Below are 6,952 nucleotides of genomic sequence, written 5' to 3'. Positions count from 1 at the left end.
GCCCTCCCCGGGCGGGGAGGGCACCACGGGACGGCGGAAGCGTCCGGCCGGTTCAGGCGGCGACCGGGGTCTGCCGCTCCGCGGCCGGTCCGGACGGTCCGGCCGGCCCGGCCGGACCGTCCTGCGCCGCCGCGCGCCGGGCCGGCAGCCGGTCCAGGCCGAAGGCACCGGAGCCGGTGAACACCAGCAGCAGGAAGGCCCAGCAGAACAGGGCGGACGCCTCGCCGCCGTTCTCCATCGGCCACAGGGCGCCGGGCTGGTGGACCTTGAAGTACGCGTACGCCATGGAACCCGAGGCGACGAACGCGGCGGCCCGCGTGCCGAGGCCGAGCAGGACGAGGCCGCCGCCGGCCAGCTGGATCACGGCCGCGTACCAGGCCGGCCAGGCGCCCGTCTCGACGGTGCCTCCGCCGGTGCCCGCCGCACCGCCGAGCACGCCGAAGAGGGCGGCGGCCCCGTGGCAGGCGAAGAGCAGGCCGACGACGATGCGGAAGAGGCCGAGGACATACGGCTGCGCGTGGTCGAGGCGTGCGGTCATGTGGGGGGTGCTCCTTCGGTCGGGCCGGTCAGTGAAAGGACCGGTCTGGGGAGGAACCGACTGGGCGACCCACGTTAGGCACGCCTAACAAGTTCTTGCAACTTCAACATTCGGTTGTGGGGGTCAGGCGAGGTCGGTCTCGGCGACCGTCCGCAGTGCCGCGCCCCGGCCCTCGCCGCGCTCCGCCCGCGCCTGTTCCAGCCGCAGCCGCGCCGAGCGGCCGCGCAGCGTCAGCGTCATGAACTGGTTGCCGAACCAGGGTCCGCCGGTCTTCCGCCAGCGGACCGGCGGCCGGGGGGCGCGCGCGTGGCGGGCGAGGCACCGGCCGAGGGCGCGGGCCGGGACGCTCCAGCCGAACCGGAAGCCGAGGCGCATCGACAGGGGAACGGAGTTGTGGACGGGGGAGCAGGTCAGCTGCACCACCCGGGCGTCCGGCCCGCGGCCAGGCCAGGACGGCTCGGCGATGTAGGCGTGGTGGACGTCTCCCGACAGCACGGCCACCGTCGCGGGCGCCCCCGGCCCCGTACCGGCCTCGGCGATCAGCTCGGCCAGCGCGGCGAAGGACTCCGGGAACGCCGCCCAGTGCTCCAGGTCCGCGGCCCGCCGCAGCTTCTCCCCGAACCGCGCCCAGCGCGCGCCCTTCCCGCCCCGGCACAGGAGGGCGTCCCAGGTCTCGGCGTCGTGCACCAGCGGGGGCAGCAGCCAGGGCAGGGAGGTGCCGATGAGGAGGTGGTCGCAGGAGTCCGGCCCGGACGGCATCTGCTCGCGCAGCCAGGCGGCCTCGCCGGCGTCGAGCATCGCCCGGTGTTTCTCGTCGAGGACCCGGGCCGCCCGGGTGTCGACCATCAGCAGCCGTACGCGGCCGAAGTCGCGCCGGTAGCTCCAGCGGACGCCGGCCGGATCGGCGTCCGCCCGGGCGGCGAAGGCGCGCAGCACGTCCGTGCCGTCGGGGGTGCGGCGCACGGCGGCGTACAGCGGGTCGGCGGCCAGCTCGTCCGGGGACAGGTTGCCCAGGTGCTGGTGGACCCAGTACGACATCAGGCCGCTCAGCACCCGTTCGCGCCACCAGCCGGTGGCCCGCATGTCGGCGAGCCAGGCGGCGGAAGTGTTCCAGTCGTCGACGACGTCGTGGTCTCCGGAAGCTCCCAACTAGCTGTTCTGGGAGTAGGCCGACATGACGGCATCATCGCAGCTCAGAGGTGCAAGGCGTTCGACTCGCTCGCTCATCAGTATGAGCACCACGACTGCACTCCGGGGCGTGTCCTGCCTCCGCCTGTCTGTCCTGACCGACGAGACCACCAGCCCGGAACGCCAGCGCGCGGCCAACCAGGGCTCTGCCGCCGCTCTGGGCATTGACCTTGCCGACCGGGAAGCCGTGGATCTGGGCGTCAGCGCCAGCAAGACCACGCCCTTTGAGCGCAAGGAATTGGGTTCCTGGCTTCAGCGCCCGGACGAATTCGACGCGCTGATGTTCTGGCGCTTTGACCGTGCCATTCGGTCCATGGATGACATGCATGAACTTGCCAAATGGGCGCGCGATCACCGGAAAATGATCGTGTTCGCTGAGGGGCCGGGCGGTCGCCTGGTGCTGGACTTCCGCAACCCGCTGGACCCCATGGCACAGCTCATGGTCACGCTGTTTGCTTTCGCTGCGCAGATGGAAGCTCATAGCATCCGGGAACGCGTAATCGGCGCTCAGGCGGCAATGAGGCTCATGCCCCTTCGCTGGCGGGGTTCCCGGGCGCCCTATGGCTACAAGCCTGAGCCGCTGGAAGGTGGCGGCTGGACCTTGGTCCAAGACCCGGAAGCCGTGGCCGTTATCGAGCGAATCATTGCGGCGCTTATCGACGGCAAGACAGCGAACGCCATTGCGATTCAGTTGAACGCAGACGGCATCCTGTCCCCGGCTGACCACTGGTCGAAGTTCAAGGGTCGCGAAATCAAGAAGCCCATCAAGTGGAATGCCGCCACCATTGCGCGCATGCTTCGGAGCGAAGCGCTCATTGGCTGGAAGGTCAGCAAGGGCAAGCCGGTACGAGACAGCGAAGGAAAGCCGGTCATGGCGACGCGTGAGCCGATCCTGACCCGCGCTGAATTCGACCGCGTACAGGCGTTGCTCAATGAGCGCAGCATCAACAATGCGGTCCGGACGGATACGAATGCACTGCTGTTCGGCATCGTGCATTGCGCTGGTTGTGGGGGCCGCATGTACCTGAACCGGCAAGAGGGCAAGCCCGGCCAGCGTCCTACGTACAGGTGCGGGGCATCCTCCCGTGGGGAAGTCTGCAAGCACCCCATGAACATTCGCGCTGACTGGGTGGACGAATACGTGACCCGCGAATTCCTGCGAATCCTGGGGCAACTGGAGATCACGGAAAAGCGCGTGATTCCCGGCTATGACCCTCAGCCCGAGATTGACGCCACGCTGGCGGAGTACGAAGCCCATATGGCACAGCAGGGGCGCCAGCGCAGTAATGCAGCGCGTGAAGCTTGGCAGCGCCATGCAGACGCACTTGACGCACGACTGGCTGAACTGGAATCGCGCGAAAAGGTAGAGCCGCGCATGGAGGAAATCCGTACTGGCCGAACCTACGCGGAAAAGTGGGCTAAGGCCGACACAACCGAACGGCGGAAGATGCTGATTCAGGCAGGAGCGTATCTGTCGGTCAAGCGGGGAACGCCGGGGGGCTGGCGGAAGCTGGATGAGCGACGGGTGGAACTGGAAATCCGTCACCCGCTCTTCGCCGAAGCAGGGGATGCGCTGGAAGCCATTGCCCGGGAACTGGAAATCGAGAGGCTAGCCTAAGACTGTCACCGGCCCGGCCGGACTGTGACGAGTAGACCGGGCCGGTGTCCCAGTGAAGGGAGACACCAGAATAATGCACATCGACGCGAATTCCGCACTTGCCGCCGCTATTGCTGGCGACTCCGACGCAACGGCCGTTGCGCTCAGCGCGCTGGAAGACCTGATCCGGGAATACGCGGACAGCGAGGAAGCGCAGCAGATAGCGCGGGTCACCCTGTGGTCGGCGCTGCCGGACTTCCAGGGGAACGGCTGGGAAGAGTTCACGGCCTACGCGCGGAAGGTGCTGGAAGCCCGATGAACAGCGAGGCGGAATACCGGGACCTTGAGTCCCAGTACGTGACGGCGCGGCTGAACGTCCTGTACGCCCGCGTGAGGGCCGGTGAGGCGTCGCCGGTATGCGGGAGCGGATAGCCCGACTGGAAGCGCTGGCCGCCTAGGCACAGCCCCCAACCATCAGCCCCCTGTCTGGGAATCCGGGCGGGGGGCTTTATCGTGCCCTCAGACGGCCCTCTGACGGCCGTTCAGGGTCTCCCGCGACTGACTGTCCGGGGCGACGGTGCAAGGCGCTCAGACGGCCGCTGAAGGGGCTGGCCGGTTGTCAGAACTGGCGGGCCATCAGAAACAGCCCTACGGGAGCCTGTACGCCTCTCTGACGGGCCGGAAGCATCGGGCGCGACGGAGAGTCCAGCGACGCAGCGAAAGCGGCTCAGACGGCCGCATAGGGCCTTCAGCGGGGCAAGGGAGGGGAAACCCGCAGCGCGGGAGGATCAGCCATCCCTCGATTGAAGCTAACGGGCTTTCACTACCCCCAGAAAGTGCACTTTGTGGTGAACCGCTCAGCGGGCTATCAGCGGACAGGCTCTGTGACCTGCACAGAGTGGTGAAGTGGTGAAATGGGGCTCCGCAGCCAACCGGGATAAAAAACTATAGCCCAATGGCCGGGCAGCGTTCAGTTCGCCACTTCACCACTCCCCGCTGAAAATACTTTGCCAACTCTTTACCTGTAGCTGTCGAGAAATCCCGCCAAAACGGCCGGCTCCGGGCTTTCGACTGGCTAGAGGGTTAGTGAGAGGGGTTGAGGTTCCTCCCCCTCGCATTGCTGCCCCGCCAGGATTCGCAGCCAAAATCCACCCTAGGCGACGGGGTTAAGGATCGCCGCTCTATAGCCCCTGTGTCCGGGTTGAGTGCCTTCTGATTTCTGGCGGGTTCAGAAGCGTGCTCCCTGGGCACAGGGGCGTTTTTTATTACCGCCAGAAAGAAGACTTTTCATGACTGCCGAGATCGGCTACTACCAAGCACACCGACAAGTAGACAAGGTGCATGGGCTTGCCAGGCACAACGCCTGCGCCTGGTGTGGGCTTGACGCCCAGGATCACGCCTACACTCACAATGACCCGAACGAGATCCGCGATGGCGGGCGGGTGTATTCGGTGAACACGAATTACTACGTTGCCATGTGTCGCCGCTGCCATCGGTCTTTCGACTGGGCGCACAAGCGGTTTTCGGGCGCAGCCCTGAAGCGTGAACTTGAGCAGCGCAAGCGCGAGGCGTACGCCCGTGTCAGCGACGAACAGCGTAGGTCTGCGGCAGAGTCTCGGGCTCGGGCCATCGAGGCCGCAGAGGCTTGGTATGCGGAAACCGGATGGGGCAGCAACCCGCACGGTCGCCCGTCTCCCGCTGCTGTAAAGGCCGCGCACGAGCGAATCAGGCGGGCGTACGAACAAAATGCGCAGCTTCGCGCGGAGCAGTGAGGAGAATCCACATGCGAGACTTTTTCCGATTCGATGGTCTAGGGCGGCGTTACGGCCGGGTCTCCCGGCGTCGGGAGAAGGCTGTTCACAAGCTTCTGGTGAGCGCCTACGAGCGGAAGGTGCAGGAGCGGGAACGTGCCGCGCATTGAGCCGTACGCGGCCCATCGTGCGCTGAGTGTCCTGCAATCCCACACGGTTATGCCAGCGGATGAGCGAGAGCGCACGGAGGTTCTGCGTTCCTTCGCTGTGCTCGATGAATTGGCCCGTCTGTACTTGGAGGCTGCGCGTGGTACTTCTCAGGACTGAAGACCGGGCGCTTATCCCGGCCTTCAGTGCTGCGCTTCCGGAAGTCGCAGAGGAACGGGCCAACTCGGAAGTTGAACTTATTCAGCTTTGGCTCGCTGCTGATCAGTGGGCAGTCAGCCACGCATACAAGTTGTTTCCTCTGGGTGCGTTCCGTCGGCTGATCCTGGCGACAGGATACAAAGTCGCTTGGGGGCACGGCAGCCAGCCTGTGAAGCGCCTTGCCCTCCGTACCACCTACTAAAAAAGTAGGTGCTCAGCGGGGTGAGCCATGCCCCGGTAACTCCTCTCGCCTCTTACTGGGTTCGGGCACGATGCCTGCCCAGTAAGAGGCCCCTTCTTTGGCCTGCGGGCCTTTCTACTGTCCCCGCGAATCCGAGATGCGACGTCTCGGCGCTGAGGCGATCTCAGGCATGTGGTGGACGTTTCGACCTGTTCACTAATCCCTGAATCGAGATTTCACGAATGGCTATTACTCTAGCTCAGTCCGCCCTGCTATCTCAGGATGACCTACAGCGGGGCGTTATCGAGACTTTCGTTCAGACCTCCCCCATTCTCGACCGGCTGCCGATGCTTCAGGTGGAGGGTACGCACTTCGCCTACAACGAAGAGGCAACCCTTCCGGGCGTTGAGTTCCGCGGTGTTAATGAGGGCTACGCCGAGTCGACCGGTACGGTAAACCAGCGAATTGAGAACCTGGTTATTCTCGGCGGTGACGCTGACGTCGACCGCTTCATTGCAAAGACCCGTAGCGACCTGAACGATCAGCGGTCGGTCCAGACTCAGATGAAGGTCAAGGCAGCGAGTATGCTGTTTTCTGACACCTTCTTCAACGGGGACACCGCTGTTAACCCGAAGTCGTTCGACGGACTCCGCAAGCGGCTTACTGGTGCTCAGGTTCTCGACGCTGGCGGGGTCGAGCCGGTCTCTGGCGGATATGACTTCTTTGACAAGCTAGACGCCCTTGTCGGTGCCGTTCCCGGAATCAACGCACAGAATGGCGCTATCTACATGAATGGCGCTCTGCTGGCCAAGGTGCGGTCCGGCTACCGGCGACTAGGCGGGGGCGAAATGCTGATGTCCGATATCGTCGGCAAGACCGCTCCGGCCTGGAATGGAATTCCGATGTTCGATGCTGGCCAGCGCGCGGATGGCACGGACATTCTCCCGGCCACTGAGATTTACGCGGTCCGTTACGGAAACGGCGAGGCTGACCAGGCGGTGAGCGGACTTACGAACGGTGGCGTTGACGCCTACGACCTAGGCGAAGCCCACGATAAGCCTGTCTACCGCACTCGTGTTGAGTTCTACTGTGGCATTGCTGTTTTCGGTGGTCGCGCTGCGGCTCGCCTGACGAACGTTGGTGCCTGATGGTTTCTGCCCTCTGGTCTGTTCAGGCCGGGGGGCTTTTCCTTTTGGAGTCGGCATGAGACGTCACAGCGTTAGTCCGTTCTGCCAGATGTGCAGTCGGCCCCACCTGCCAGATAAGCCAGCCGTTGTTTCTGTGTACTACCCGCTGTCTCGCGCTGAGCTGATAGCACAGGGACGAGATCC

General features: G+C 64.9%; 5 protein-coding genes and 1 pseudogene. 4 read left to right on the top strand and 2 right to left on the bottom strand.

Features of this window, described 5'->3' with window-relative positions; all coding sequences use genetic code 11:
• Window positions 1–52 precede the first annotated feature (52 nt).
• Window positions 53–538 (bottom strand): DoxX family protein, encoded by a 486-nt coding sequence (locus ABZ340_RS07975; RefSeq protein ID WP_358780887.1) that lies wholly within the window; start codon window positions 536–538, stop codon window positions 53–55.
• A gap of 123 nt (window positions 539–661) precedes the next feature.
• Window positions 662–1,672 (bottom strand): annotated as a pseudogene (locus ABZ340_RS07970) (alkaline phosphatase family protein); the annotation flags it as partial.
• Window positions 1,673–1,769: 97 nt separating this feature from the next.
• On the opposite strand from ABZ340_RS07970, the gene ABZ340_RS07965 reads away from it, so the two are divergent.
• The 4 genes from ABZ340_RS07965 (at window position 1,770) to ABZ340_RS07950 (ending at window position 6,769) form a co-directional block, all read left to right on the top strand.
• Window positions 1,770–3,344: a recombinase family protein gene (locus ABZ340_RS07965; RefSeq protein ID WP_358780886.1), complete on the top strand. Its 1,575-nt coding sequence runs from the start codon at window positions 1,770–1,772 to the stop codon at window positions 3,342–3,344.
• 73 nt (window positions 3,345–3,417) lie between these two features.
• The gene (locus tag ABZ340_RS07960; RefSeq protein ID WP_358780885.1) at window positions 3,418–3,642 is read left to right on the top strand and encodes a hypothetical protein; all 225 of its coding nucleotides are present in this window, start codon (window positions 3,418–3,420) and stop codon (window positions 3,640–3,642) included.
• Between the two features lie 970 nt (window positions 3,643–4,612).
• Window positions 4,613–5,095, top strand: coding sequence for a hypothetical protein (locus ABZ340_RS07955; RefSeq protein WP_358780884.1), 483 nt, complete (start codon window positions 4,613–4,615; stop codon window positions 5,093–5,095).
• Between the two features lie 768 nt (window positions 5,096–5,863).
• The gene (locus ABZ340_RS07950; RefSeq protein ID WP_358780883.1) at window positions 5,864–6,769 is read left to right on the top strand and encodes a major capsid protein; all 906 of its coding nucleotides are present in this window, start codon (window positions 5,864–5,866) and stop codon (window positions 6,767–6,769) included.
• The last annotated feature ends 183 nt before the right edge of the window (window positions 6,770–6,952 follow it).

This window comes from Streptomyces sp. NPDC006134 (assembly GCF_040628835.1).
Taxonomy (GTDB): Bacteria; Actinomycetota; Actinomycetes; order Streptomycetales; family Streptomycetaceae; genus Streptomyces.
The sequence above is the reverse complement of the archived record's forward strand: the minus strand, read 5'-3'. Positions and strand labels throughout refer to the sequence as shown.

Bases quoted from the DNA above. Each gene is read 5' to 3' on its own strand.
- ABZ340_RS07950 (WP_358780883.1), top strand. From the start codon at position 5,864: ATGGCTATTACTCTAGCTCAGTCCGCCCTGCTATCTCAGGATGACCTA.
- ABZ340_RS07965 (WP_358780886.1), top strand. From the start codon at position 1,770: ATGAGCACCACGACTGCACTCCGGGGCGTGTCCTGCCTCCGCCTGTCT.
- ABZ340_RS07960 (WP_358780885.1), top strand. From the start codon at position 3,418: ATGCACATCGACGCGAATTCCGCACTTGCCGCCGCTATTGCTGGCGAC.
- ABZ340_RS07955 (WP_358780884.1), top strand. From the start codon at position 4,613: ATGACTGCCGAGATCGGCTACTACCAAGCACACCGACAAGTAGACAAG.
- ABZ340_RS07975 (WP_358780887.1), bottom strand. From the start codon at position 538: ATGACCGCACGCCTCGACCACGCGCAGCCGTATGTCCTCGGCCTCTTC.